Raw genomic sequence first — 25811 nt, 5'->3', positions numbered from 1 at the left:
AGAAATAAAAAAGCCCTCGAGTGAGGGCTTTTTTTGTAGGTGAAGCTAGTAAGTTTAAGCCGTTTTGAGGCGCTTATACTTGATGCGCTGTGGATATAGTTCATTACCGTGACGGCGCTTATAGTCTTCTTCGTAATCGCTATAGTTACCTTCAAACCAAGTAACTTGCGAATCACCTTCGAAGGCTAAAATATGCGTAGCAATCCGGTCGAGGAACCACCGGTCATGCGAGATCACGACCGCACAACCAGGGAAGTTTAATAACGCCTCCTCTAAAGCACGTAAGGTTTCCACATCTAAGTCATTAGTCGGCTCATCCAGTAGCAGTAAGTTGCCGCCCGATTTCAAGAGCTTAGCTAGATGCACACGGTTACGCTCACCACCTGACAAATCACCAATCCGTTTTTGCTGGCCTTCACCTTTAAAATTGAAACGGCCAATATACGCACGAGATTGTAAAGTGTAGCCATTCACATTCATCAGATCATGGCCGTCAGCAATTTCTTGGAATACGGTTTTATTTGCATCTAAAGCATCACGCGACTGGTCGACATAAGCAATCTTAACTGTATCACCTACCCGGAACTCACCATTATCCGGTTGCTCTTGGCCAGTGATTAAGCGGAAGAGAGTGGTTTTACCTGCACCATTCGGGCCGATCACACCAACAATCCCACCTTTCGGTAAATTGAAGCTTAAATTGTCATACAAAACACGATCACCAAAGGCTTTACTAATATTATTGGCCTCAATGACCAAATCACCTAGGCGTGGCCCTGGGGCAATATAGATTTCATTGGTTTCAGCACGTTTTTGATAATCGCTCGAAGATAATTCTTCGAAGCGTTGCATGCGTGCTTTGCTTTTGGCTTGGCGACCTTTGGGGTTAGAGCGTACCCATTCCAATTCCTCTTTCATCGCTTTTAGGCGACCTTGCTCAGCTTTCTTTTCTTGAGTTAAGCGCCGCTCTTTCTGATCCAACCAAGAAGAATAGTTGCCTTCCCAAGGAATACCTTGTCCACGATCTAGCTCTAAAATCCAACCGGCTACATTATCCAAGAAGTAGCGATCATGTGTAACTGCAACCACAGTACCTGGAAAGTCTTGTAAGAAACGCTCCAACCAAGCGACTGATTCAGCATCTAAATGATTGGTCGGTTCATCCAAAATCAGCATGTCAGGGGATGAAAGTAATAAACGACATAAAGCAACACGCCGTTTCTCACCACCGGATAGGGTAGATACATCCGCATCCCAAGGCGGCAAACGTAAAGCATCCGCAGCGACTTCTAAAGTATGCTCTAGATTATGTACATCAGCAGCTTGCAGAATATTCTCTAAACGTGCCTGCTCAGCGGCTAGCGCATCGAAATCTGCATCAGGCTCAGCATAAGCAGCATACACAGCTTCTAACTTTTCCTGAGCATCCTTAATGACTGTTAAGCCTTCTTCCACATTACCGCGCACATCCTTAGCAGGATTCAACTGCGGCTCTTGTGGCAGGTAACCAATGTTAATCCCAGGTTGTGGACGTGCCTCACCAACGATTTCTTGATCTACACCTGCCATAATTCGTAGCAGTGTAGATTTACCCGCACCGTTATAACCGAGTACGCCGATCTTCGCACCCGGGAAAAAATTTAGATAAATATCCTTTAAAATAAAACGGTTCGGCGGTACGACCTTGCCGACACCGTTCATGGTGTAGATGTATTGGGCCATCTGTGCTCCAAGCTGAAATTGGTGATCTTTAATATTATTCGGCTTTAGTTTTCGGGCCGACCTGCGCCTAATAGTATCACTAGCGTTATAATAGGTAAGTAGGCGATTAGTAGAAAAAGCCAAGAGCTATCTGGATAGTTTAATGAGACATAAGCTAAGGGTAATGACCAAATTAGATTAATAGTTATAAAACTAAGAGTTACTCTCTTATGTGATTGCCAGCGTCGAGCTAAACGTTGATAGGCATGGGTGCGGTGTGCTTCTAGCCAATTTTGCCCAGTTAGCATCCGTCTCAATAATGTAATGCTCGCATCACTAATAAAAAGCGTGCCTAAAATGGCCCAAGTTGCATAGTTCATCCAATGTAGGCTAATGGTTGTCAATGCTATGACCAGTAACATAAACGCTAAAAAACTACTACCAACATCACCCATAAAAATCTTAGCAGGTGGCCAGTTATATGTTAAAAAGCCTAATACTGCGATAGCTAAATAAATAATCCATTGCCAAAGTGTTAGATTAACTAACTCAGGGCTTTTGAGTGCTATTAAGAGGGCTGCGGATAACAACATGAAAATTGCTTGGCAAGCCGCTAGGCCATCAATGCCATCCATGAAGTTAAAAAGATTTAGCCACCATAGACTAGCGAATAAAATAAAGCCTATGGTAAGAGGCATAGGTAAGTTAAGAATAGGTTCAAACCCAGGAATAGGAATGCTCTGAATGATAACGACTAAGGAGCAGGAGGCTATAATCTGTATAAGTAGGCGTATTTTGGGGGCTAAGTGATAGATATCATCAATCAAGCCCTTAGCCGCAATTAGTATAGCTAATACACTAGTGAAGCCATAAACCCAATATTGAACATTATTTTGAAAGAATAGCCATAGTGTAAAAAAAATTGTGCCTGCTACAATACCTAAACCACCACCATGTGGTGTTATTTTAGTATGTGAAGAACGGTGATTAGGTTCTCGGGTGAGTCTAAGCTGATAAGCATATTTTCTTACTAAGGCTGTTATTAAAAGACTAACGACAAAGGTTGATATGGCTAAATAGAGCATTATTAATTTTGTTGATAAGACTGGACAGTTCTTGCAAGGCCTTCGTCTACAGAAAAAGGAGGTTTCCAGTTTAACTGACTGCGAGCATAGTTGGAGTTAATAGTCAGTGAACCTAATAGACGTTGAGCTTCAGCTTTTTTACCCATTAAAGTAAGTAGTGTATTTAATAAACTAGGATTCATGGGTAGAAGGTAGTTGTCTTTATTGAAGTAGTAAGCTAATTTTTTTAGTAATTCTGTGGTTGAAAGATCTTGTCCATCACTAATTAAAAATGTTTCATTTGCAGCTTGAGGATGCTCTAAGCAATGAATTATAAAATCAACTAGGTTATCTACATAAATTAAACTACGCTGATTATGAATAGCACCGAAGGGTAAGGGAACGCCTTTATCAACCCATTGCATCATTTTCAGAAAGTTGGCTTTAACATTGGAACCATATACAAGAGGTGGGCGGATAATTACAACTTCCATCCCAGTTTCTTTACTAAGCTCCTTTAAGCCTTGCTCTGCTTCCCATTTAGAGATAGCATAATAATCTTTAGGATTTGGGGTTGATTTTTCCGTATAGGGAGTTTGGTTTTCTTCCCCATTTACTTTAATGGTACTTAAAAAAATAAAACGTTTGGCCCCGGCTGCTGCTGCTTGTCTAGCAAGGTTGAGTGTTCCGAGAGTATTAGTCGCTCTATAGTCTTTTAAAGTAAGCTTAGTCTGATCAGCACTGTGTACTAATGCTGCTAGATGTATAATACAGTGTATATTTTCAAGCCATTGAGATTGATACCATTGGTAGTTTTGGCTTACTACAGTCTTTAATTTTGCTCTAGACATTAAAATTAAAGTTTTTTCTGTACTTAGGAGTTTTTTTTCTAGATGTTGCCCAATAAATCCATTGGCTCCTGTTATTAAAGTGTTCAAAAGACCTCTCTCACAATAAGCAATTCATAGTTGTAGAACCCGACGATTAAATTAAAACATAATAAGAACTGTTGTGGTCGACTCCGTTTGCGTGTATGGGGTCAACTGAAAGCCCTCAGTGATTAATTTATCAATTAATGATTTTTTATTCGGGCGCTGCCTCTCTTTATACACAAATCAGCCCTTCCCCAACTCACTAGCCATCTGAATGGCATAAATGGAGTCCAGCACTCGTGAAATAGACCAGCCAGATGCTTTTAGCCCTCGGTTCGCTATCGTCTTTTCTGCCTATAAAGCCCAGTAAAGTTACGAAAATTCCTTAATCATCAATATCTTATAAAGATAGTCAGTATTCATGGCAGCCTTCTTCTGTTTACGCTTTATGCCTGCTTTGAAGGTTTTAGCTGTTCAATACGTTAAAAGCAATATGCCATATTCCAGCGATGTTCTCGGCGGCTTTGTCGTGGCGAATGCGATAGTCATCTTCACCCATTGCCGCATCTAATCGCCAGTGGAACTGGTTTTCAATTATCCAATGTTTGCGGATAGCATTCGCGAATTGTTTGGCGGTGAGAGTTGCAGAGCTGATGTAATAGCGGATTATAGCATTTTCAGGTATTTCCTCTGTGGTGGTGCGGAACGACAAAGCGATACCAAGCGTTTTTGACTCAGACCAATCGGCACTTAACGCTACGAAATCCGCTCACGATATGGAAACGGGTTTATTCTCTGCTGTGTGCTTTTTCAATGGTATTGAAGTACTCATCTGGGTACTGTGCAACATGACTCAACGGAAAATGTTTCGTAAAGGCTTCTTCAAGCCGTTTCTGGTTACCCTTGCACACACCGATAAAAGCTTCAATAATTCAGGAATGGCGTTGATTTCATTGGACTTTTCATCGGTTTTGACTTGTCCTAACACCACGCCATTCGCGGTTGAAAAGGTAGTAACCATGTGGATAGGACCTGTTCTATGGCGCTTGTCGTAAGAGCCGCGTAAGGTTTTGCCGTCAATGGCAATGACGTCCCCGTCAGTCAGTTTATGGCAACTTTGCATCCAGTTAGCGAAATAGTGTTGGAATTGTTGTGGGTTAATCAAGCTTATCACGTGAGCAAGGGTATCTTGGCTGGGGATACCGTTATCAAAATCAGCGTATGCTTGTAAACCTAGTGAGTCGATCATGTCCAAAGTCTTCAATTTCTTCCCAGCCCTCGGCACCCGAAATAACTGCGTAGATAGACAAGAGCAAAATATCGCTGAGTTTGTGTTCAATTTTTCCCGTTTGACGGAAGGGAACCTCTAAAAACCCGGAATATTGCAGTGGTTAGCGTTGGCCTATGGGTATTTTATTAAAAAATATCAAACCATCTCAATGTTCAGGTTGTTTTCCCGCATTTTTGCGGCTCTTTCGGGGATTTCCCCCTCAAATGGGCACAACTCCGCTGGCTTTGAGCGAACAAAGCCGCCGCAGGTTATACACGGCAGCCTTGATACTGAGTCCGAATACTGCCCGTGCCAACCCAATGCTACGGATGGCTTTGCCACCCATTGCACCGATTGACCCAAACATATGCTCAACCCGTGCGCGGGGTCTGGCGATGTGGGTGTTGCGGCGTTTCTGGTAGTCAGATGGCGGTTTGCCTTTCTTGGCTTTGTGCTGGATGTGTAACCGCCAGCGACCTTGGTTGAGACGTTGTTCACGGGATGGGTCTTCGTAACCTTTGTCTGCCCATACATCACGGCAGGTATTGGCTCGGTCAAGCACCATTTCAAAATGGTTGGTGTCATGCTCTTTGGCAGTGCTGATGTGGCGTTTGCAGATGAGTTTATATTTCCGGTCGGCACTGATGCTGAGTTTTTAACCGTAGTAGCTTTTGCCGTGTTTCTTCGTCCAACTTGCTTCTGTATCCTTTTGGCCACGTTGCGCCGGTGTCCAGCCAGCGGGTGTTGCCGCTTGTTCTAACAGCACTTTTTCTTCTTTGTGGACATGTTGTTTAGGGGCTTCCACCAACGTGGCATCGACGATTTGACCACCACGAGCTATAAAACCGTGCTGTTGTAACTGCTGTTGCACAGCATCAAACAGTGCATCCGCACCACCTGCCACACTGATCCGTTCACGGAATACCCACAAGGTGTTGGCATCGGGATCGTACTGGAGTGCCGCAGACCACAGAACCGTTGGAGCGACAGCCGATCTAGCAATTGGCATTCCAATTCCTCGTCCGACAGGTTGTACAGTTGTTGCAATACCAAACCCCGTACCATCAGTTCCGTTGGGTAGGACGGACGGCCTCCTCGCTGGTCACTGGGGCGTGGGGCGATGCGATCAATTTCTGCTGCTAAGGCGACAAAGTTGACGTGCTGGTTCAGCGTGGACAGCAGGTCGCCTTTGTGGTCGAGTTTCTGTTCACCCTCTTCGGCGGCAAACAAGCTGGTTTTGAGAGCACTTTTCTTGGAGCTAGTAATGGAGTGAAAGCTCAGGTGGGCATTTTCTCAAATTTGTACAGGTATTAGGGAGTTTTTAGAGGTTCCCGGTAGTCTTGAATGATGGAGAAGTGGTTAAACAGGTCATAATCTTGCATGAGTGTATCCCTTCGATGAAAAGGGGGGGTATCAGGATGTGTCGTTTGAGCGTTAATCGTTCGCTATTGATTTTACTAACTTATTCATGCGTTTGCCCTTAGTTTACTACCTATCTAACTGCTGAAAAAGCAACATATTCAGAATATCTAATCTATCGTTACATACTTTTTCAATTAGTCTAAGACATGGTTAAGTTGGCTTTGAATATGACTCAATGTTGTTATGCAAAGTAATTTCGCTGATTCTAAGCTGCTAGTTTCAGTATAGCAACGTAATTCAGGGGCATTTCCAGATGGTCGTAAATGAACAATATCTTCGTCATCAAAAGTCAAGCGAACGCCATCTGTAATATCAATGCTTGATAAGCCAAATTTTTCGGGGAATAGATTCTTAATATATTCGTGATCACTGAGAAGGCGATCCAATAAAGATTTAGAGTAACTAAAGGGTGTGTCTTTGAGACGAGCGCTATAAGTATAACGAGCTGGTAATTGCTCTAACATCATACTTAAAGTTAAGTTTTGTCTGGCAGCGTTTCCTAAAACTGTGACGATAGGTAATAAAGCATCGCGAGTAGGTAGTGAATTTAAGCCGGGTAAGTTGGTGCGTAGTAAGAAACCTCCATTAGCTTCAAAACCTCCTACAAATTCGTCTTGATTTTGAACATTATTCATGGCCTGAACCACATATGGTGACCCAATACGAGTACGTAGAATATTTTTGAATGCTTGAGTCTTTTCAATAGCAGTAGTGCAATTAATAGGTATTGCTAGTGTGGTTAAGCCAAGGTACTTAGCACATAGCAAACCAAGAATATCACCACGTATAAACTGCCCATTAGCATCAAAAACTAAAGGGCGATCTCCATCACCATCAGTCGATACTAGAGCATCTAAATGATGTTGACTGCACCAATATTCTGCTTGGTGTAAATCATCATCATTTACGGCTTCAGTGTCAATTGGAACAAATTTATCACTTCTACCTAATGAGATAACAGTTGCACCTAACTTGTGTAGAACAGCTTTAGTTAGATCACGACCTGCTGCACTATGTTCATAGAGACCAATACGCCATCCTACTAAAATCTTACCAAAACGAGTGACGTAACGTTGAATATATGCTTGGCTAGCCGCTTTATCAATAATAGATAGATTATAAGACAGTTTTAGTGTATCTAACCATTGTTTAGGTATAACGCAGGTCGATATAGCTTGTTCATCTTCTTTGAGAATTTCTCCATCTGGGCTGTAAAACTTTAGCCCATTACGATCAAATGGGATATGGCTACCTGTGACTATAATGCCAGGTATGCCTTTCGATAGACAATGAAGGGCAAGCGCAGGAGTTGGTAATGATCCTAAAAAAGTAGTTTGATAACCTAAGTTTAATAATGCATTGCTAACAGCTGCAGCAATATGGGGGCTACTGGGGCGTAAGTCCATCCCAACAGCAATGCTTTTTTTATTAGTAATAGCGTGTGTGTGTTGCATACGCTGCATAAATGCATAAATGTAAGCGGATATGGTTTGGGGCGTAAGATCGCATACTAATGCACGTACTCCGCTCGTACCAAAAACCACTTGGGGGTATTGTTCTGCTAAGATTATTTTGGGTGTCATTATTTTTTCGCTAAAACTTCATAGTATAAATCGGCATATGATTTGCCCAATGCAGGACCAGAAAAATAGGTTTCATAGCGTTGTCGTGCTGCTCTGCCGAAGCTTTTATTTAGTTCATTGTCTGTTAGTAGAGCGTTCATTTTTTTAGCTAGTATGATTGGGGACTCTGGTGGTACAACGAAGCCCGTTTCTTGGTCTTTATTAATGAAAGACGTTCCTGTACCAATTTCACAGCTGATCATCGGTTTGCTAAACATACTGGCTTCAACTAGTACCATACCATAGGCTTCAGAGCGCAGGTGGGATGGAAGCACTAAAGCACAACATGCTTTGAGTAATGCTATTTTTTCCGCATTAGTAATTTGTCCAGCAAAGATCACATTTGTTGCATTACATAACTCAGCCTTCCTGCGTAAGCGTGCATCTTCTTGGCCTGTGCCTGCAATAATTATTGAAGCATTTACTTGTGTAGCTGCCTCAATAAGGGTGTGTAACCCCTTGTAATAACGCAGCACACCAATGAATAAAAAAAATGGGACGTGAGATTTAAGACTAAAGCGTGTAGAGGTTTCTGAAGTAGTGTGGGAGTAGCTATTTTCATCTATACCTAATGGTATGACACGTATTCTTTCAGGATTGACGTACTTTGAAAGCGTGGGACTCGTTTGAGTATATGCCGATGATGTTGCGATGACTCGATCCATTGTCTTGAGTGTATGTCTCATTAAAGGGTTATAAAGTTTCCCTAAGATGTTTTGTCGTACAATATCTGAATGATAAGTCATTACTTTTGGCTTAGGCTGCTGACCTAACAAATTCATGAAATCAGCAAATGGCCACGGATAGTGGTAGTGAATGACGTCTGCTTCTTTGAACAAAGAAATGAATCGTCGGATGGAGTCCAACCCACCAATGTCACAAGAGGCTAAGGTAGCCCAGGAACGGGAGCGAACTATATCTACTCCCTCTAAGGTTATTAAATTTGGAGTTGGATGGGGGGATAAAGCAAAAACTTTTGACTCTATACCAAAGGATTTTGTTGATATTGTGATTTGGCGAATAGCCTCTTGAAGACCACCAGGAGGATCAGGAAAGTAGGTACGGTAGATATGGAGCGCTAAAATTGTCATTTTATTATCTTTTCGATTAAATGCTTTTTCTACTAATAATACTTAGCAGCTATTAATTTAATTTATTTTTACAACTTAATAGAAGATTACACCATTACTAACCATTAATTTTTTGCTCACTTATTAAACCTCTTGCGAAAGTTTGATGGAAGGATTCTGCGATTGACGAGTCCTGCGATCAAACGTAATTGCCGTTCAAATCGTCGTCGCCGTCCACGATAAACGCTTTTTAAGAGCCGAAAGATCTTTAACGAACGAATACAGTGTTCAACCTTGACCCGAAATCGAGCCAATCATTGATTAAAGGCTTTCTCTTCTGGCTCCAGTTTACGTGTTTTCGGCTTCTTAAACGGCCACACGACTCGACCATCTTCTAAGGCTAAGCCTTGATAACCCAAGTCAACGATACATAAGGTATTTGATCCCCTGAGCAGTTTAGGATGCGAGGTTTCGTTTTGTTGCTATTTCAAATTTTACCGGACTTTGGTAGTCATTGGCAGCGTATAATCGTGTTCGATTGTAATCGACCTCCAAGTATTCGAAAACGGTTTGTTTGAGGTTATCACGGGTGGCGAAATGTTCACCGTGAATGGCTTCAACCTTGAACAAATGGAAAAAGCTTTCCGCACAGGCGTTGTCGTAGCAGTTGCCTTTCGCACTCATGCTGTCGATAAGCTGATGTTTTTCCAGTAATTCACGATAGACGTGAGAGCAATATTGGCTGCCCCCATCCGAATGCACGATGACGTTAATTGGGCGTTTCCGCTGAAAAATCGCCATGCGCAAGGCCGCACAAACCAGTTCGGTGGTCATGCGTTCTGCCATTGACCAACCAATGACGCGCCGTGAATACAGATCAATCACCACCGTGAGGTAAACCCAACCTTCATCCGTGGCTAAATATGTGAGTTTACTCACCCATTTTTGATTCGGCTGTCAAGCAGTAAAGTCTTGATTCAACAGGTTTTCAAATACAGGTAATGAGTGTCGACTGTTGGTCGTGGCTTTGAACTTGCGTCCCGCTTTTGCCACTAACCCTTGACGACACAGGCTGGCTGCGATAGTTTTGATGTCATACGGCTAGTTCTGGCGTTACAGTTCACGTTGAATGCGTTGTGCGCCAAACGTTATTTATGCTGTTCAAAACACTGCTTAACCTCTTGATCTAACCGCTGTTTCCACTGCAAACGGGCACTGGGTTTGCGGTTCACGCATAAAACCCACTACGCGATACGCCAAAGTAACGGCATTGTACAGCTACGCTATACGTTGATTGATGTTATTTCATGAAACCGTAATTTACTTCAGCTGCTTCGCGAAGTAGGTAGCCGCCTTTTTTGCAATGGCGAGTTTCCTCCTGCACTTCCGCTAACTCACTCTTTAAACGCGCATTTTCCATCACCAAACTCGTTTCATGTTCACTCACCGTTTGTGCCTGCTGAAATGCTTTATGCCATTGATAAAACTGGGATTCATGCACACCCAACTGTAACACTACTTTGCCAACGCCAATCTGTTTGGCAAGTTTCAACGCTTCTTGTTTGTACTCGTGGCTGTGATGCCTATACGTCGTGCTTGTCGGGCTGAGGGATTGGTCTTGCTCATCGTTAAGTACCTTTTCAGTTCATGGGAAAGATACTCGCTTTTCTTACGATCCACTATTCGCTCGCGGAGGGGATCATCCGCTCCCACTCCCTTATCATGACTCACACTCGGCTTCACTAAGTCTAAATAACCAGAAGCCGCTAGGCGTTCTTCCACATGACAGGTAATACGTTGGGCATTGGATTCATGCACGCCAAAACTCAAGCCTAAATGAAAAAAGGTGCAGTATTCCCGCCAGTAACTTAACGCTGAGTACAGTTGGTTTTCAAGACTCAAGCTCGGGCGGCCTGACTTCTTCTTTTGCTGTTCCGCTTGTGCTAACACCTTCACCAGTTCGTGGAATAACTCTCGGTCAACCCACGCTTCGTCTAAAGGCGGCAGCGGATAATGATTGAATAGATTCATAGGTTATCTTTTGACTATAAGCACTTTTAAATTACTTTTGCAGGAGGTCTAATAGACCTCTTTCATAAATCAAAAACTAGCCACTCTTAATCGTGCTATAGAGGCCAGGGAGTGAGCTAGAGGTTAAATGAAACCAACAATATTTAACACCTTAACCGACGCTCAATTCAAACGGGTCTTGGGCATTAGCCGTCCGCTGTTTGCCGAGCTATTGTCCTACTTACAGAGCTTTCAAAGCCCCCGAGGGCGACCTTGCAAGCTAGAGGCCGAAGCGCAGTTAACGTTGAGTCTGACGTATTGGCGGGACTATCCATCCTTGTTAACCCTAGGCACCCAGTACGGAATTAGTGAGACCAGTGCGTGGCGGGTGGTGCGACGCGTGGAAGAGCGACTGATGCAGAGTGGTCTATTGTCGCTGCCTAAAACTCCATCGGGTACTGGGGTAGAGAAACCAGTCCAGACCCTAGTGGATGTGACGGAACTACCGATTGAGCGTCCCAAAAAAACAAAAGCGTTGGTAGAGTGGTAAACAGAAGTGCCCTACCTTCAAAGTTCAAGTAGCATTAGACTTGAGGACAGGCTGCCTCTTCAATACTCAAGGGATCGAAGGTTCGGTTCACGACTTTACCCTGTTTAAACACACCGTTAAGACCTGGCGCTATCGTCCCTACTTTGTCATGGATAAGGCATATGAAGGCATTCAGAACCTACCCTTTAAGGCACTCATCCCTTTCAAGAAACCCAAAGAGCGTGGTTTAACGCCTGAGCAAAAAGCGGTGAATCGTGCAATTAATCAACGACAGATTCTGATTGAGCATGCCTTTGCTGCCTTGAAAGTCTTTAAACTACTCAGTACGCGTTACCAAAATCGGCGAAAACGATTGATGCTACGTTTTAATTTAATCGCGGGTCTTTACAATCGCCAATTGCTTAATCTGTGGTTTATGAAAGAGGTCTAGTGATTTAATTTATAAGCTTAGCAGGAACTCCGACATAAGTTCCTACAATATTACAATCACGGACAACTACAGCTCCAGCACCTATAACTATATTATTACCTATATTGATATTGTCTATTAAAGTAGATGATGCTCCCATCATGACGAAATTACCTACCTTGCAATTTCCTGCAACGGTAGAATTTACAGATACATGTGTAAACGAGCCAATATCACAGTCATGTTCTATAAGAGAGTGATTATTTAATATGCTACCTAAACCAATTTTTGAGTTAGGTCCTACATATACATGGTTGCCAACAAAACATCCCTCTTCAACGGTCGTATTTTTACCTAATATGGAAAGCGGAGATATTAATTTAGCTAGTGGTAAGCGTTTACTCTTTATTAAGCTCAATTGTTCATAACGAATTTTATTATTACCTGAACCTGCGAAGTATAACCAATTACCGCTTAACTTTGCCGGTACATTGGGTAGAACAGGAAAGTCTAAAATTGCCTCACCAGGTTTAGCGTTTTTATCAACAAACAAAATTTTTTGGAATCCTATGTGAAGTGCTAAATCGGCAATGCTTCTTGCATGTCCTCCACAGCCCAATAATATTATATTTTTCATACTACTCACGATGGTCATTGGATACATTATCGAAAGTATTTAGGTGTTCATTTACAACATCTGACCAATTTCTTGATTTAAGTTGTTCATATAGGATTTTCTGCTTTTCAAGCAAGTATTCTTGATTGTCTAGAGACCAGAGTATTTTTTGACTCATATCTAACCAATTATATGGATCGAATAACATTATATCTTTTAGTTCACTTGAAGTGACTATTTCTTCAGTTACAGCTATTTTAGCCATAACCACAGGAGTATCAACGGATAGTGCCTCTGTAAATGTAAATGGAAAGCCTCCTTCACTTAAGCTAGGGTTAACAGCTAGTTTAGCCATTTTGTACAAAGATGCCAGCTCTTGAATAGATAGTCCATGAAGGCAAAGAATTTGAGAATGAAGTTTATTATTGTTTATATATTCATTAATTTCAGGCAATATAAGAGGGTTTCCAGTCATAATTAATTTCAGACTTTCATTATGATTTTTTACGATAAAATTAAATGCCTTTAGTAAAGATAGTATGTTTTTATTCGGTCTAAACTGGCTAGCATAAAAAATATAGTTTATTTCCTTGCTCCTCCAAGAGTCTATAAAGCTATTTCCAATACTTTTCTTTAAACTATTTAAGTAATAATTGAAGCACAAGTCACTCGCTTCAATTATTCCTAGTTGACTGCCCTTAATCCGAAGTAAGTCATCTAGTCTATTTGCACCATGCCTAATAACTGTAATATTTTTAGGGTTTATATGGTATTTCTCAACAAGAGTTCTCCATTTCACATCTTCACTATATGTAATAAAATATTTACCTTGTAAAATTGATTTCTCAACAGCCCTAAATGTTTCAGAGAATCTATCTCCACCAATTAATGAAAATCCTACGGCAAAATTTGTTAAAACTACATCAGGTACGCATGTAACTCTTGGACCCTTAATATAATTAAAATGAGGCCAAAAACATGTCGGGCAATACCATACGTTGATATCAACTCTTGTATTAATAGCTTTTTGAATAAGCTCTATTTCATTACGCTCTAAAATGTCGTAGAGACTTGAAATAGTAAAGTTATTTTTCAAATTCCTTGGTGTTAAAATAAGTCTATTAATTTCGTCTGTATTTATTGGCTTTAATGCATAAGTGATTATTTTTCTTACCATTAAGATAATAAATTTTATAAATACATAAATGAATGTTAAGGCAGGTAATAAAATAACTAATAGTAATAGAGCTATGCTATTAATTAAATTCAAAGATCTTATATTTAATAGAGATTTCTTTGTGTTATAGAATAAAAGATTAGTGTTCTTTTGAGTTATTTTTTTTATTTTGTATATAAAATTTATAGATCTTGTTTTTTTTTTGGAAAATAATATATATCTATTATATAAAGTTAATATTAAAGGTTGTTTTTTTGGTGAAATGAATTCAATATTTTCTTTGGCTATGTTAGCTGAAATAAATAGATCAATAAGGTTACTTTGCATCCAGCTGGGACAAGCAATAACAAATTTTGCAGATTCTTTACTTTGAGCGCCTTTAAGGAACTCAGATAGATGCCTACCTAATCCTTCATGTCTTAAGTCAACATGTGGTGGGTATGCTAGATATATACCATATTTTTTTATAGACATGCTGAAACTTCATTCCAATAAGAATCTTCTATGTACTGTATGTAGGATTCATCAAAAATTTTTGAATTGCATGTTATCCCACAATTACTTTCTAAAAGATTTTTTAGGTTATTATATATTTCTTTTGAATCGAATTTTGTTAAAAACAAGTTTAAATTTAGTATTTCATTTAAATCTTTATATAAAAGTTGGTCAGGGATAAGAATAGGTTTTTTTTGGAAGCAGATATTTAAAATAACATTAGTCCGTTCATTTTCATGAGGTATATAAAATATAAATTTAGAATCATTTAGCAGCTTTTTAATTTTCTTTTGCTTGTAGTCTAATTCCAAATAAATTTTATTATATGGAATATTATTTTCATTCCTTTTCTTTAGTAGTTTTTTTATATATACAAAAATATTTTCATCGTTAGATAAAATTATACATTTTTGACTGGTATTGTTTTCCGTATATATTTTAAATAAAGCATCTAGAATTAAATCTAAAGATTCTTTAGATATAGAGCCTATCCTAATTATAAAGTAGTCATTGAGGTGCTGTTGATGCTCATTATGGGCATGATCAAAAGGCCTAGTAGGAATCAAAGGTGGAATCATAGATATATCTTTACTAGAAATACCTAAAAATTGTTGGGTAATTAATTTTTCATAAGCAGTATTAGTAATAACCTTATAAGCTTCCTGAGCTATTCCAGCAAAAACTTCTAGATTTAGCACCGCTTCTTTAGTAAAAGAGGTGCTATTTTGTGATAGAAGAATATAGGGTCTCAGTGGCAGCAGTGGATAGGCAAAATTACCCTCTGTTAAAATCCAACAATTACAATCAGTTAGTTGTTGCATTCCATCATCGGGTACTTGATAAACTGAGTAAGATAAATGATTCTTTTGTTTAGAATAAAGAATAGATCGCTGGGCATCAGTTTTGTCAAGTATTTTCCATTCGAATTTTCTTGGCTCAAATAATCCTTGATGCTCTTCTAATACTTTTTTAATATGTCCAAAGTGAGCTATCTTTTCTTTCGCAGGCCTAATGCTATCACTATAAGCGTAAATAAGTTGTATATCTTGATTTTTTCGCTTGCAGCTATTTTTAAGCGCTTGCATAAGTAATATATGGTCATTAAAGTTATCAGAAGGTTCATTCACGATAACTGCAATACGAATTACTTTTAATGATGTATGATCATAGTTATTTTTATTTTTTGCTAAAATAGCTTCAAAGTTTGTAAGAAAGTTCAACCAATATCCTGCATTCCTGTCAAATGAAAGGTTATTAAGTATTTTTTGTTGATCAGCTAGAATTCTATTAATGAAGACATGGTCTTTTTTTAGGACTTTATCAACTTTTTTGTATGCTTCTTCATAAGATACAGCTCTGCCGGATGAGTTATTATTATTTATTATTATATCCAACTCTTCATTAGCAAAATAAATAACTGGTATATGCATCCTCATTGCTTCAAAGGCATAAGAATCAAGTTGCCCTGGTTGGTAGTCTTTAAAAAGTACGACACTGGCCTTTTTCAAGAAATCTACATACAGGTACATCGATAAATCGTTAATTACCTTTTTATTCTTGACTTCAATTAGCTGCTGCCCAAGTATAAAGTAATTCTTTTCTCCAAAGTATAGTAAGAAGTCAGTATATGATTTTTTTGCGAAAGCAGATGTTTCTATGTATGAGCAAAATGTTATAACGGCATTTGTTTCTTGAAGCTTTCTTAAGCCTTGAGATTGAAGTATATTAGGTAAATATAATTTACTTATATTAGATTGATCCTCTTTTAAAAAACAACTAGCCATTAAAAGTCTGCTATCATTTTCTCTTATATTATACTTATTTTTTTTTTCATTGAAGGTAGTTAAATGATTAAGATTTTCGTCAAAAAATTTTAAATATCGATAAACTAAGGGTGTTCTGCAATTGTTTATATACATTGATACTTGATCTGGCAAGCTATTTATTATTATTAAATCAAACTCAGATTCTACTATGCTCCAAGCTTCTTTAGTTGGCTGGTAATACCAATTTTGTACATTAAGGATTTCTAGGGATTCTTTTTTTATTTTTAAAAAAGAATCAAATTCTTTTTTTTTATTTAAGTATTCGATATCTTCGTTTTTTATATTGACGTATGGTAAATATAAAAATATTTTACCTAATTTTTTAAAAAAATGAATATCAAAGCTACTGGCTAATAATGGATTAGGTAACCAAAATATTCTTAAATTTTGATTTATCGTATTCATACAGTAATATTGCGATTTTTGTAAAAATTAATGGCTTCATCAATATTAGAGTCAAATACTAAATTGCCATGATCTAAAACAATCCCTCTGGAACATATAGAGCTTAGCGCGGTTAAATCATGTGAGGCTAATATCAAAATTTCTGATCTTTCTACTATTTTACTAATTCGAGCTTTTGCCTTTTCTAGGAATTGTAAATCTCCTACTCCTATTACCTCATCAAGTAATAGTATGTCACCATGAACAGCTGTTGAAATTGCAAATGCTAAACGAACCTGCATGCCAGCAGAGTATGTCTTAAGAGGGTAATCAATAAACTCACCAATATCAGTAAAGGTAATAATTTCTTCCTCTAAGTTTTTTATTTCTTTAGGAGAAAGGCCTAAAAGTAAACCTCTATATAGTATATTTTCCCTACCTGATGCATCGGGTTCAAAGCCTAAGCTTAAATCAAACAATGCTCTTATAGTGCCATTAACGATTCTTGAGCCACTTGAAGTAGGGTAAAGACCTGCAATCATTTTTAGAAAGGTGCTTTTGCCTGCACCATTCGAGCCGAGCAGTCCTACACGCTCGCCCGGGTCTATTCTTAGACTAATATTTTTTAGAGCATGAATATCTTGCACACGTTCTTTTGTTGAGTTTATATCAAAGACTCTCCCTATAAGGGCTTTTATAGATCTTTCTTTGAATGCTGCAGATAGATAATGTAAATTTACGCTATCCAGTAATATTTGATTAATCATAAATAAAAAATTACTTTTCTTTCTAGTTGACGACCACACAAAAATGCCGTAAGGAAAAAAATGCCTATTACTATTATACAATAAGTGAAGTTTTCTATTGTTGGAAAAGAGCCTCTTAGAATAGGTGCACGCACTATTTCTAATAAATGATATATCGGGTTGTAATCGATTAAACTATTTAAGCCACTACTCCTAAAAACTGTATCCTGTATATATACAGGTGAAATAAACCAAACTGCCTGTAGAGCTAGAGTCAAAGCATATGGTATATCTCGAAATCGTGCTGTTAAGTAGGCCAAAATTGTTGATAATGGCCAAGATATTAGTAAGAGTATTGGATAAATGAGAAACGCTGCAAACCAGCTATAGTTGAAGTTTTGTGGATTAGTTATTAGGGCCCAAGTTATTAGACTAATGCTAGCAAGAAGCAGAGTAATTAAGTTTGTCAAGATAGCGCGTAAAGTATATATTGCTAATGGTGTTTTGTACTGTTTAATGTAAGCATCTGCTTGTATGAATGACATTGACCCTGACATTAATGCTTGTGTTATAAATTCCCATACTATCATCCCAGATAAGATATAAGGTGCATAACTAGTAGCATCGGTGTTAAAAATTTTACTAAAAACAACTGATAGTAAAATTGTCATACCTAATGGTTGAATGATAGTCCATAAAACTCCAAAAAAAGAACGTCGCCATTTAGATCTTATATCAGATAGCGCTAAATTTATCCAAAAATATCTTGTTATCCAAATATTTTTTATGTAGTTCATACTAAATTTAAGCCGTTTAAAATTATAAAAATGTTAATAAATCGAATTTTCAAGAAGTATATATTTTTTGTTTAGATTCTGTAGACATATTGGAAATACATTTTGCTAAATGTAAATGATTACAGAGTGTTATGACTAATCGCTATACATTAACAGATGAGCACTGGTTGGTCATGATTTAAAGGAGTTGAAGAGTCGTCTTTCACTACATGTGCCTATGACTTTGTCATGAAGGTTAACGGACTTAGAAAAACAAATCGTTTTGCGTGCTAAGCGCTTAATCCATGTTCTTAAATTCAGATGTTGCCGTTCAATGCTTTGCGTGTAGCGCTTAGTGATTAAGTGTTTATCCTCCGGCAATAAACGCTCATAAGCCCCCCAATCATCCGTGCAATACAAGGCGAATTTGAAAGGCATTAATAGGTCCAAGAGTTGCTTCAAGGTGTTATCGGCTCGCGACCCAAACGTATAAGCCAGCGCTACTTTCAAATGCGGTTGCCAGGCGTACCACAGCTAACGTTGTTGTTTCTTATGACCAACAAAAGACCACTGCTCATCCATTTCACACACGAGTTCAACCTCATGGCGTTCGACTAGGGCTTGAATCGGTAAGCGATTCACAGTGGCCGGTTTTAATTTTTTTAAGTGAGCAATCACTGTGGTGATACTCACCCCTAAAATACGGCTGGTATCTCTCACCCCTGAGCCGTTGAGTGCCATCTCAACCATTTTTTCGGGAATGCCGTCGCGATTGCCCACATTGTGGTAATAAAGCTGGAAGCTACGTTGACAGTCCCGACAGCGGTAACGGGGTTCACCACTCCTTGCATAGCCATGTTTATAAAGAGACGCGCTTTGACAGTAACGGCAGTAGACGGGTACGGTAACCATAGACCTATTCCTAATAGCAAGAGCCTTTAACGATAGTGCTCCAGTAATGAGTCTTCAACTCCTTTAAATCATGACCCACTGGTTTATTCTTTCTGCAACATACTCGTGTGTATGTAGGGACGCCAGAGCGTTGTCGTTTGTTCATCCACACGGTCTTGTATATACTACGTTTGGAGAGTCAGAGGCGTAGTTTGCCACCGGCGTATGGTCTATATTTAAACAATATAATCGTTGGGCGGCTCTGGGCGTATGGGCGAGTGTGGTTGAAACTACCCAAGTGGAGCCTGACCTTCAATAAGGTTGTATCAACAGCGCGATTGTTTATGCCTATGATTGCTCAACAGGGGCAAAAAGAGTAGTGCAGCCGACGAAGCACTCAGACGTTCTTGTGGTGATTTTAGATGTAAAATCTATGCTTTAACGGATTAACTGGGCGCTTCCTACTGACTCCGCGGTCAAATGGCGGCATACTCAAGCCTTGGTTATCTCGACTCTTCTTAAAGTCTTATTGGGTGATAGGAACTATGACTCACAAGAGTTGGTGGAGTACCTTAAGAAAAGAGACATTGAAGTACTTATTCCTTCCCTCTAGCTCACTCACTGGCCTCTATAGCACGATTAAGAGTGGCTAGTTTTTGATTTATGAAAGAGGTCTAATGTGTTTTAGGTTAAAAATTTATTGATAATTTATATTTAAAAGCCAAATATAAATTTTCAACGAAATGTCCAATGCTTATGACCTATATAACTAGTAAACACAGGTATAACAACACCTATTAAGTGAGCAATTTCTGGAGTAAATTGATGTACTCCAAGCCAAGGGAGTAGATAGTATGCTAGCGTTATGCTAATAAGCCAAGTCTGAAAAATAGCTATGATATTTATAACAGCGAACCATAAGAGAGACTGGTGAATAGAATTTCCACTATTCTTAAATACGAATATTCTGTTCAAAATGAAGGCTGTAGCCATGCCTGTGAGGTATGCTATAGCTATTGCTGTCGAAAAATCTAGCCATTGACTGTAAATTATACGGCTTCCAAAATTAACTGCAGCAGCAAAGCCGCCACTAAGTAGAAATACTAGAAATTGACGTGAGGCAAACTGACGGATCACATTATAACCTGCTTCGCTAGGTTGCGGCCGAAACCTATGCTCTCGGAGATGCCTCGATCTTCGGGATAGTAGTAGGACGTATCTGCCACCCATAGACCCTTCACCAGCAACGCCACTGGCGGCAGGCTGTCGAGGAAGGACGGCTGGCAGATGGGCTGGGCGTAGCGGTAGCGGCTCGCGCGGATGTCGATGAAATCGTCGTCCGCAAGGGTCGGATTGATTTTTTGTAGGTAGCATTTCACCTTGGCTAGGAATGCTTCGTCAGGCTCCTGGAACTTGGGATGCTCGCCCGGAACGTAGTACGGCACATACACGATGTTGTGATCCAGCGGGCGCAGGTTGGTGTATTCCACCAGCCCTGGGATGTCCATCGCTGGATCATTCACGTTGAGCCAGAAGTTGTCGGTGAGAGGCTTCTTGAGCTTGCAGATCACGCACACTACGGCGATGTTCTTCTGAGCCTTGAACTTAGCGAGCACATCGGCCGGCAAGTCGGGCATCACGCCGGGCACGTAGGGCAGCGGGATGGTGCTTACCACGCGGTCGAAGGCATCGAAGCCCTGGGCCGTCTCGACGCCCTTCACCGCGCCACCTTCCATGCGCACGCGGGTAACGGCCTGCCTGAAGCGGAACTCGCCACCACGGGCCTCGATGTCAGCCTTCATGGCCGACAGGAAGGTATTGGAACCGCCTTCCAGATACCCCAGCTTTTCCTTGAAGATGTTGTAGCGGGAGCGGCCGATGCGGCGGATGCGGCTCCAGATCCACGCAGCAGACAGATTGCCCACATGGTCGTAGAACTTATAGTCGAACAGCCGGCGCCACAGTACCTCGTAGGCCTCGGCACCCACCCAGCGACGGATCCACGCAGAAGCCTCCAGGTGATCCAGCGGCTTCCAGTTATCGCGCTTGACCGACAGGAAGGCGTGCAGCGCGTAGCGGAACTTGGCCACGAGGCTGAGGCCCGGGAACTTGAGCAGCGCCACCGGGTTGCCCCAGGGCACCACCTTGTCCTGGTAGTAGTAGCCCATCTTGGTGGACACCCAGCGCATTCTATCGGCGAGCTTCAGCTCGTCGAGCACCTGGAAGAATGCCGTGTCGGAGATGCAGTGGAAATGGTAGTAGCGTTCGATGTCGAGGCCGCCGAAATCGAAGGTGGCGGTCATGCCGCCCACCCGGTCATCGGCTTCAAAGATGATCGGTTGATGTCCGTCGCGGGCCAGCTGGTAGGCCACCGCCAGCCCCATCGGGCCGGCGCCGAGCACGGCAATGCGTTGTTTGTCCATGGATCAGAACTCCAGTACGACCGAGCCGTATTCGGGGTCGTTGTAGGTTTCGTCGATGGCCTTTGCAAAGGGCGTGGCCTTGACCTGGAAGATGCCCGGCCAATCGATGACTTCGAACACATCGCGAGCCACCAGCGCGGCGAGCTGCTGAGTGGTGAAGGGCGGCATCTTGTCGAACAGCGCCCAGGTGGCGAGCAGCGCGTGGAACAGGCCGTAGGGAATCTTGACGATCCAGCAGCCGGCCTTGGTGGCCTTCTTGATCTCGCGGATGATGTTGATGTAGTTGACTTCCTCAAGCCCGGAGATGTTGTACACGCCCTGGGTGTGGTGCTCGATGCTGCTGATGATGACGCGGCAGAAATCGCCCACGTACAGCGGCTGGCGCAGGTAGCGGCCGTGGCCGGGAATGGGGAACACCGGCACCTTCCGCATGAAGCGCGACAGCCAGCCCAGGTGCTTGCGGTCGAACCAGCCGAACATCAGCGTGGGGCGCAGCACCACCAGCGGGAAACCGCTGGCGAGCGCGATCTCTTCCTGGGCCTTCTTGGTGTTGGTGTACCAGTCGTCAGCCACGGATTCGACCACCGACGAGCTGATCTGCACGTAGTACGGCACCTGATGGGCGCGCATGGCCTCGATGACGTTCTTGGTCGAGGTGATGTTGTTGCGCTCGAACTCGGTGTAGTCGGTGCCACCGATCTGGGCCTGGAGCATCACCACCACTTCAGCGCTAGCAAGGTGTTTCTCCCAGTCGCCGCGGTCGGCGAGGTCGACGAGTTCGGCGACGATGTCCGGGTGCATCTTGCGCAGGATGCCCAGGTTGGTGACGTGCTTGTCGAGCACCACCAGGTTGGTATAACCCTGGCGCTTGAGCTGCGCGACGAGGTTCTGGCCCACCAGGCCAGCGCCGCCGGGCAGGACGATCTTCATGTTCTTGTTCATGGGTGTCGGCTCGGATTTCTGCAGTTCGGAATTCGGGATGACGGGCCGGCGCTCGTCACATGCTCATCTTGCGGAAGATGCGATCCGGGATGTGGGTGATGATGAGCATGATGTAGCGCCAGAACCAGCGGGTGTAGAGTACGCCCTTGCCGGCGTCCATGGCCTTGGCGATATCGGCGGCCACTTGCTCGGGCGTCGCCACCAGGGGCGCCGGCAGCAGCAAGCCCTTGGTCATCGGCGTATCCACGAAGCCCGGCTTGATGGTGGTGAGATTGACGCTGGCCTTGAACAGCCGCGCCCGCAGGCCGCCGCAGAAGGCGGTGACGGCGCTCTTGGCGGAGCCGTACAGATAGTTGGATGGCCGGCCGCGGTCGCCCGCCACCGACGAGATCACGCCGATGCTGCCGGAGCCCTGGGCTTCCATCGGGTTGGCGAGATGGGTGAGCAGGCTGATGAGCGACAGGCCGTTGCTGGTGAATTCGCGGATCGCCAGCTCGGCGTCCTGCTCGCAGGCTTTCTGGTCTGGCAGGGTGCCGTGGGCAACCAGCACCACGTCCACGCGGCCGAGCCAGGCGAAGGCTTCACGCACGAGGCTAGCGTGGCTTTCGAGGACGTTCAGGTCGAGCTCGCAGGTGTGCACCTCGGCACCGCGGGCGGAAAGATCATCCGCCACCTGGCGGAGCTTGTCGGCGCTGCGGCCGACGAGGTAGAAGCGCACCCCGCCCTCGCACCAGCGCCGGGCGCAGGCAGCGGCAATGGCGGACGTGGCGCCGACGATCAGGATGTTTTTCATGCTTGGGTGACTCGTTTCCATAAACGGGAGCACAGGGCTGGATCGCGCAGGGCTTCGAGCTGTGTCCATTGGGGGTAGCAGGCGCGGAAGAACTCGCCGCCCATGTGGGCGTCCTTGGCCGGGTAGATGCGTCCGCCGGCGGCGCGCACGATGGCGTCGAGGTTGGCGAAGAGCTTCGCGGTGGCGTTGCCGTGCTCAGGGAAATCCAGGGCCAGCGTGGTGCCAGCCTCGGGGAAAGACAACAGGCCTGGCGAGGCCACGTCGCCAAAGCGCTTGAGCACCGCCAGGAAGGACCCGCTATGGGCTACGGCGATGGCATCCAGCATGTCGCCGATGGCGGCGCCGCCGGCGGACTCGGGAATCACGCACTGGTACTGCTGGAAGCCCTTGGGGCCGTAGATACGGTTCCAGTGAAGGATGCGGTCGAGTGGGTAGAAGTACGGCTCGTAGCCCACCCGTCTCGGATGCCTGCCAGGCTTGGTGGCGTTGTAGTAGAAATGGTTGAAGACCCGCAGCGACACCGAGTTGATCGCCGAGATCGGTGGTACCAGCGGCACGCTGAGCTTGGGCTTGTCGTCGTAGGCGAGCCCGCCCTCAGGCGCATGGTCGCCCACCATGTAGATGCCCCGCCCCGCCGAAGAACCGCGGGCAGCGCAGTCGATCCAGGCGACGGCGTATTCGTGCTGGCCGTCGAGCTCCCGCGACAGAGCAAAAAACTCGTCCAACGAATCGAAGCGGATATTTACCACATCCATAAGGCTGCTCTTGATGGGTATGAGCTGCAGCTCGACCCAGTCGATGATGCCAGTGAGTCCGAGTCCACCGATGGTGGCAGAGAAGAGGCCGTCGGTGTCGCCCGGCGCGATGTCCAGCCGGCCGCGATCAGAGCGTACCAGCCCGAAGCGCCGCACGTAGCAGCCGAAGCTACCGCGCACGTGGTGGTTCTTACCGTGTACGTCATTGGCAACAGCGCCGCCAAGAGTGGCAAACTTGGTACCAGGTGTAACAGGTAAGAACCAACCATGGGGAATTGCCAGTTTCAAAATTTCGTTTAGTGTTATACCTGCCTCTGCGCAAATGATCCCAGTTCTCCAGTCAGCGTCGATGAAACGGTCGAGCAGGCGCATGCTAAGTACTTGGTCGCTTGTCGCTAAGCAGCTGTCACCGTAGCTGCGGCCATTGCCAAAGGGAAGAGTTGTATAAACGCTTGTTTTTAGCTGATGAATTGTATTGAAAATATTTTCCCGCCAATAAATTGCGTGTTCAATTTGAGGGAAGTTTGGGTAATTAGCCCAAGATTTTAATCTTTTTGCTTTACGCTGCATACCAAAGTACCAGAATAAACAAGAGTCCAATTAATATACTAGGTTTGTCCTTTATGGTGAACACTATAGGATCTTCATGCATTTGCCCTCTATGCGCTAGTAACCAGACTCGACTAATCCAAAATAGAAGAAGAGGACATGCCAACCAGATAAGTTGAGGGTATGTATAAAGCTTAACTGTATTAATGTCATCTATATATAAAGCTAGTACTAGTACTGATATATAGCCTGCCGCAGATCCTAATGATGATATTAGCTCCAAATCATCTACACAGTAGCCTCTGCCCGCATTAGTTTTTCCTGAGTTTTTTGAGTCTTTTAATTCAGTATATCGTTTTATTAATGCTAAGCTTAAAAAAATGAACATTGAAAATGCTAATAGCCAAAATGTCAAGTTGAGTTGAAACGCAAAGGCACCGGCTATAATTCTTATTGTATATAATGATGCTAGTACTATCACATCTATTAGTACTACCTTTTTTAAGTAAAATGAATATAAAAAAGTTATAATGTAGTATAAAACCATTGATAAAAAAAATTTTTCAGGTAAAAGCCTATATGAAAAATAAAAGCTGAGGAAAAGAAAAAAAGGAAATAAAAATAATCCATATTTAATGTTTAAATCACCAGATGCAAACGGGCGATTTTTTTTATTTATATGCTGACGATCTTCGTTCAAGTCTAATAAGTCATTAAGAATATAAACACTCGATGCACAAATGCTAAACAAGAAAAAAGCTATAATGCCATTTAGTATGAGATTTATATTTGTAAGCTGATGGCTAGTAATTAAAGGTATGAATATTAGAATATTTTTAACCCACTGATGTATTCTAAGCTCCTTTAGCCAAGATTTAATGGGGTTGTGATTTTTACTTAAAAATATAATATTTCCATTTATAAAAAAATGAATTAATGCTTTTAATCCGATCTCAGAAGGAACTACATATGAAATTAAAGATGATTTCCATATAGATATATCTTTAAAAGAATTACCCACGTAATCGTACTTCTTATAGCCAAAAAGTTGGTTTAGTCGTTTTGCCTTGTTTTTACCAGATAAATTATCAGTTTCGCTATAAATAGTATCATCGAAAAACTTTAAAAAATCAGCTATTAATATCGCGTATTTTTTATATGTTGCTGTTGCCAATATTATTTTGTGGCCTAATTGTTTTCTTTGATTTATTAAAGATAAAACTTCATTATTATACGGTAATTGTGTTACGTCTATGTCAATTTTTTCTGCTAATTTTCTTTTTAATTCTATTTTTCCCCTCAAAAGCCAAAAAAATAATTGGTAAATTTTTAAAGGGTGTTTTTTAATAAAAATTAAGACGTTTTCTATTAAAATATCAGATTTTAATAATGTTCCATCTAGATCAACAACTAATATTTTAGAGAGGTTATCTGGTAAAGGCATTTTT

The 25811-nt window shown here is 42.3% G+C and carries 19 protein-coding genes and 4 pseudogenes; 2 read left to right on the top strand and 21 right to left on the bottom strand.

Features of this window, described 5'->3' with window-relative positions:
- Positions 1-54: 54 nt before the first annotated feature.
- The 9 genes and pseudogenes from ettA to Q0230_RS01645 form a co-directional block, all read right to left on the bottom strand.
- Positions 55-1722, bottom strand: a complete 1668-nt coding sequence (gene ettA, locus Q0230_RS01685) for an energy-dependent translational throttle protein EttA (protein WP_298607508.1) — start codon at positions 1720-1722, stop codon at positions 55-57.
- 44 nt (positions 1723-1766) lie between these two features.
- The gene (locus tag Q0230_RS01680) at positions 1767-2786 is read right to left on the bottom strand and encodes a glycosyltransferase family 4 protein (RefSeq protein WP_298607506.1); all 1020 of its coding nucleotides are present in this window, start codon (positions 2784-2786) and stop codon (positions 1767-1769) included.
- A gap of 2 nt (positions 2787-2788) precedes the next feature.
- The gene (locus Q0230_RS01675) at positions 2789-3703 is read right to left on the bottom strand and encodes an SDR family oxidoreductase (RefSeq protein WP_298607504.1); all 915 of its coding nucleotides are present in this window, start codon (positions 3701-3703) and stop codon (positions 2789-2791) included.
- Between the two features lie 306 nt (positions 3704-4009).
- A pseudogene (locus Q0230_RS01670) lies at positions 4010-5025 on the bottom strand (ISAs1 family transposase).
- 102 nt (positions 5026-5127) lie between these two features.
- Positions 5128-6173: pseudogene (locus Q0230_RS01665) on the bottom strand (IS5 family transposase).
- Positions 6174-6463: 290 nt separating this feature from the next.
- Positions 6464-7912, bottom strand: coding sequence for a phosphomannomutase (locus Q0230_RS01660; RefSeq protein WP_298607502.1), 1449 nt, complete (start codon positions 7910-7912; stop codon positions 6464-6466).
- The gene (locus tag Q0230_RS01655; RefSeq protein WP_298607500.1) at positions 7912-9042 is read right to left on the bottom strand and encodes a glycosyltransferase; all 1131 of its coding nucleotides are present in this window, start codon (positions 9040-9042) and stop codon (positions 7912-7914) included. Before Q0230_RS01655 ends, Q0230_RS01660 begins: the two co-directional genes overlap by 1 nt.
- A 435-nt stretch (positions 9043-9477) precedes the next feature.
- Positions 9478-10573 (bottom strand): annotated as a pseudogene (locus tag Q0230_RS01650) (IS3 family transposase).
- Entirely contained in the window at positions 10570-11052 is a 483-nt protein-coding gene (locus tag Q0230_RS01645; RefSeq protein WP_298607498.1) for a transposase family protein, read from the bottom strand. The pseudogene Q0230_RS01650 and the gene Q0230_RS01645 overlap by 4 nt, the downstream one beginning before the upstream one ends.
- A 127-nt stretch (positions 11053-11179) precedes the next feature.
- On the opposite strand from Q0230_RS01645, the gene Q0230_RS01640 reads away from it, so the two are divergent.
- Together Q0230_RS01640 and Q0230_RS01635 are read left to right on the top strand one after the other, a co-directional pair.
- Positions 11180-11581 (top strand): transposase family protein, encoded by a 402-nt coding sequence (locus tag Q0230_RS01640; protein WP_298607496.1) that lies wholly within the window; start codon positions 11180-11182, stop codon positions 11579-11581.
- A 40-nt stretch (positions 11582-11621) separates the two neighbouring features.
- Positions 11622-12011 carry a transposase family protein gene (locus tag Q0230_RS01635; protein ID WP_298607494.1) on the top strand — a complete coding sequence of 130 codons (390 nt, stop codon included), beginning with the start codon at positions 11622-11624 and terminating at the stop codon, positions 12009-12011.
- A gap of 4 nt (positions 12012-12015) precedes the next feature.
- On the opposite strand, the gene Q0230_RS01630 is transcribed toward Q0230_RS01635, so the two are convergent.
- The 12 genes and pseudogenes from Q0230_RS01630 to Q0230_RS01575 all read right to left on the bottom strand — a co-directional run bounded on the left by Q0230_RS01630 (position 12016) and on the right by Q0230_RS01575 (position 25807).
- Positions 12016-12627, bottom strand: a complete 612-nt coding sequence (locus Q0230_RS01630; RefSeq protein WP_298607492.1) for a NeuD/PglB/VioB family sugar acetyltransferase — start codon at positions 12625-12627, stop codon at positions 12016-12018.
- A 1-nt stretch (position 12628) separates the two neighbouring features.
- Positions 12629-14257, bottom strand: coding sequence for a glycosyltransferase (locus tag Q0230_RS01625; RefSeq protein ID WP_298607490.1), 1629 nt, complete (start codon positions 14255-14257; stop codon positions 12629-12631).
- Positions 14248-16509, bottom strand: a complete 2262-nt coding sequence (locus Q0230_RS01620) for a hypothetical protein (protein ID WP_298607488.1) — start codon at positions 16507-16509, stop codon at positions 14248-14250. Before Q0230_RS01620 ends, Q0230_RS01625 begins: the two co-directional genes overlap by 10 nt.
- Positions 16506-17255, bottom strand: coding sequence for an ABC transporter ATP-binding protein (locus Q0230_RS01615; RefSeq protein WP_298607486.1), 750 nt, complete (start codon positions 17253-17255; stop codon positions 16506-16508). The genes Q0230_RS01620 and Q0230_RS01615 overlap by 4 nt, the downstream gene beginning before the upstream one ends.
- Positions 17252-18031 carry an ABC transporter permease gene (locus Q0230_RS01610; protein WP_298607485.1) on the bottom strand — a complete coding sequence of 260 codons (780 nt, stop codon included), beginning with the start codon at positions 18029-18031 and terminating at the stop codon, positions 17252-17254. Before Q0230_RS01610 ends, Q0230_RS01615 begins: the two co-directional genes overlap by 4 nt.
- A gap of 171 nt (positions 18032-18202) precedes the next feature.
- A pseudogene (locus tag Q0230_RS01605) lies at positions 18203-18922 on the bottom strand (IS1 family transposase).
- Between the two features lie 714 nt (positions 18923-19636).
- Positions 19637-20131 carry a GtrA family protein gene (locus Q0230_RS01600; protein ID WP_298607483.1) on the bottom strand — a complete coding sequence of 165 codons (495 nt, stop codon included), beginning with the start codon at positions 20129-20131 and terminating at the stop codon, positions 19637-19639.
- Positions 20035-21324 (bottom strand): NAD(P)/FAD-dependent oxidoreductase, encoded by a 1290-nt coding sequence (locus Q0230_RS01595; RefSeq protein ID WP_298607481.1) that lies wholly within the window; start codon positions 21322-21324, stop codon positions 20035-20037. The genes Q0230_RS01600 and Q0230_RS01595 overlap by 97 nt, the downstream gene beginning before the upstream one ends.
- A 3-nt stretch (positions 21325-21327) precedes the next feature.
- Positions 21328-22266: an NAD(P)-dependent oxidoreductase gene (locus Q0230_RS01590; protein ID WP_298607479.1), complete on the bottom strand. Its 939-nt coding sequence runs from the start codon at positions 22264-22266 to the stop codon at positions 21328-21330.
- Between the two features lie 55 nt (positions 22267-22321).
- Positions 22322-23059: an SDR family oxidoreductase gene (locus Q0230_RS01585; protein ID WP_298607477.1), complete on the bottom strand. Its 738-nt coding sequence runs from the start codon at positions 23057-23059 to the stop codon at positions 22322-22324.
- Positions 23056-24384: an FAD-binding oxidoreductase gene (locus tag Q0230_RS01580; protein WP_298607475.1), complete on the bottom strand. Its 1329-nt coding sequence runs from the start codon at positions 24382-24384 to the stop codon at positions 23056-23058. Before Q0230_RS01580 ends, Q0230_RS01585 begins: the two co-directional genes overlap by 4 nt.
- On the bottom strand, positions 24374-25807 hold the full coding sequence (locus tag Q0230_RS01575) for a UbiA family prenyltransferase (RefSeq protein ID WP_298607473.1): 1434 nt from the start codon (positions 25805-25807) through the stop codon (positions 24374-24376). Before Q0230_RS01575 ends, Q0230_RS01580 begins: the two co-directional genes overlap by 11 nt.
- Positions 25808-25811: the final 4 nt, after the last annotated feature.

The organism is uncultured Thiothrix sp. (genome assembly GCF_937876535.1).
In the GTDB taxonomy this organism is placed as follows: domain Bacteria; phylum Pseudomonadota; class Gammaproteobacteria; order Thiotrichales; family Thiotrichaceae; genus Thiolinea.
This window is presented reverse-complemented; position numbering and strand designations above follow the sequence as displayed.

What these genes read in the sequence shown, in the direction of transcription:
- Q0230_RS01625 (WP_298607490.1), bottom strand. Translation starts at nt 14,257, where the DNA reads ATGTCTATAAAAAAATATGGTATATATCTAGCATACCCACCACATGTT.
- Q0230_RS01655 (WP_298607500.1), bottom strand. Translation starts at nt 9,042, where the DNA reads ATGACAATTTTAGCGCTCCATATCTACCGTACCTACTTTCCTGATCCT.
- Q0230_RS01595 (WP_298607481.1), bottom strand. Translation starts at nt 21,324, where the DNA reads ATGGACAAACAACGCATTGCCGTGCTCGGCGCCGGCCCGATGGGGCTG.
- Q0230_RS01660 (WP_298607502.1), bottom strand. Translation starts at nt 7,912, where the DNA reads ATGACACCCAAAATAATCTTAGCAGAACAATACCCCCAAGTGGTTTTT.
- Q0230_RS01620 (WP_298607488.1), bottom strand. Translation starts at nt 16,509, where the DNA reads ATGAATACGATAAATCAAAATTTAAGAATATTTTGGTTACCTAATCCA.
- Q0230_RS01610 (WP_298607485.1), bottom strand. Translation starts at nt 18,031, where the DNA reads ATGAACTACATAAAAAATATTTGGATAACAAGATATTTTTGGATAAAT.
- ettA (WP_298607508.1), bottom strand. Translation starts at nt 1,722, where the DNA reads ATGGCCCAATACATCTACACCATGAACGGTGTCGGCAAGGTCGTACCG.
- Q0230_RS01640 (WP_298607496.1), top strand. Translation starts at nt 11,180, where the DNA reads ATGAAACCAACAATATTTAACACCTTAACCGACGCTCAATTCAAACGG.
- Q0230_RS01615 (WP_298607486.1), bottom strand. Translation starts at nt 17,255, where the DNA reads ATGATTAATCAAATATTACTGGATAGCGTAAATTTACATTATCTATCT.
- Q0230_RS01575 (WP_298607473.1), bottom strand. Translation starts at nt 25,807, where the DNA reads ATGCCTTTACCAGATAACCTCTCTAAAATATTAGTTGTTGATCTAGAT.
- Q0230_RS01645 (WP_298607498.1), bottom strand. Translation starts at nt 11,052, where the DNA reads ATGAATCTATTCAATCATTATCCGCTGCCGCCTTTAGACGAAGCGTGG.
- Q0230_RS01600 (WP_298607483.1), bottom strand. Translation starts at nt 20,131, where the DNA reads ATGGGTGGCAGATACGTCCTACTACTATCCCGAAGATCGAGGCATCTC.
- Q0230_RS01630 (WP_298607492.1), bottom strand. Translation starts at nt 12,627, where the DNA reads ATGAAAAATATAATATTATTGGGCTGTGGAGGACATGCAAGAAGCATT.
- Q0230_RS01590 (WP_298607479.1), bottom strand. Translation starts at nt 22,266, where the DNA reads ATGAACAAGAACATGAAGATCGTCCTGCCCGGCGGCGCTGGCCTGGTG.
- Q0230_RS01585 (WP_298607477.1), bottom strand. Translation starts at nt 23,059, where the DNA reads ATGAAAAACATCCTGATCGTCGGCGCCACGTCCGCCATTGCCGCTGCC.
- Q0230_RS01680 (WP_298607506.1), bottom strand. Translation starts at nt 2,786, where the DNA reads ATGCTCTATTTAGCCATATCAACCTTTGTCGTTAGTCTTTTAATAACA.
- Q0230_RS01580 (WP_298607475.1), bottom strand. Translation starts at nt 24,384, where the DNA reads ATGCAGCGTAAAGCAAAAAGATTAAAATCTTGGGCTAATTACCCAAAC.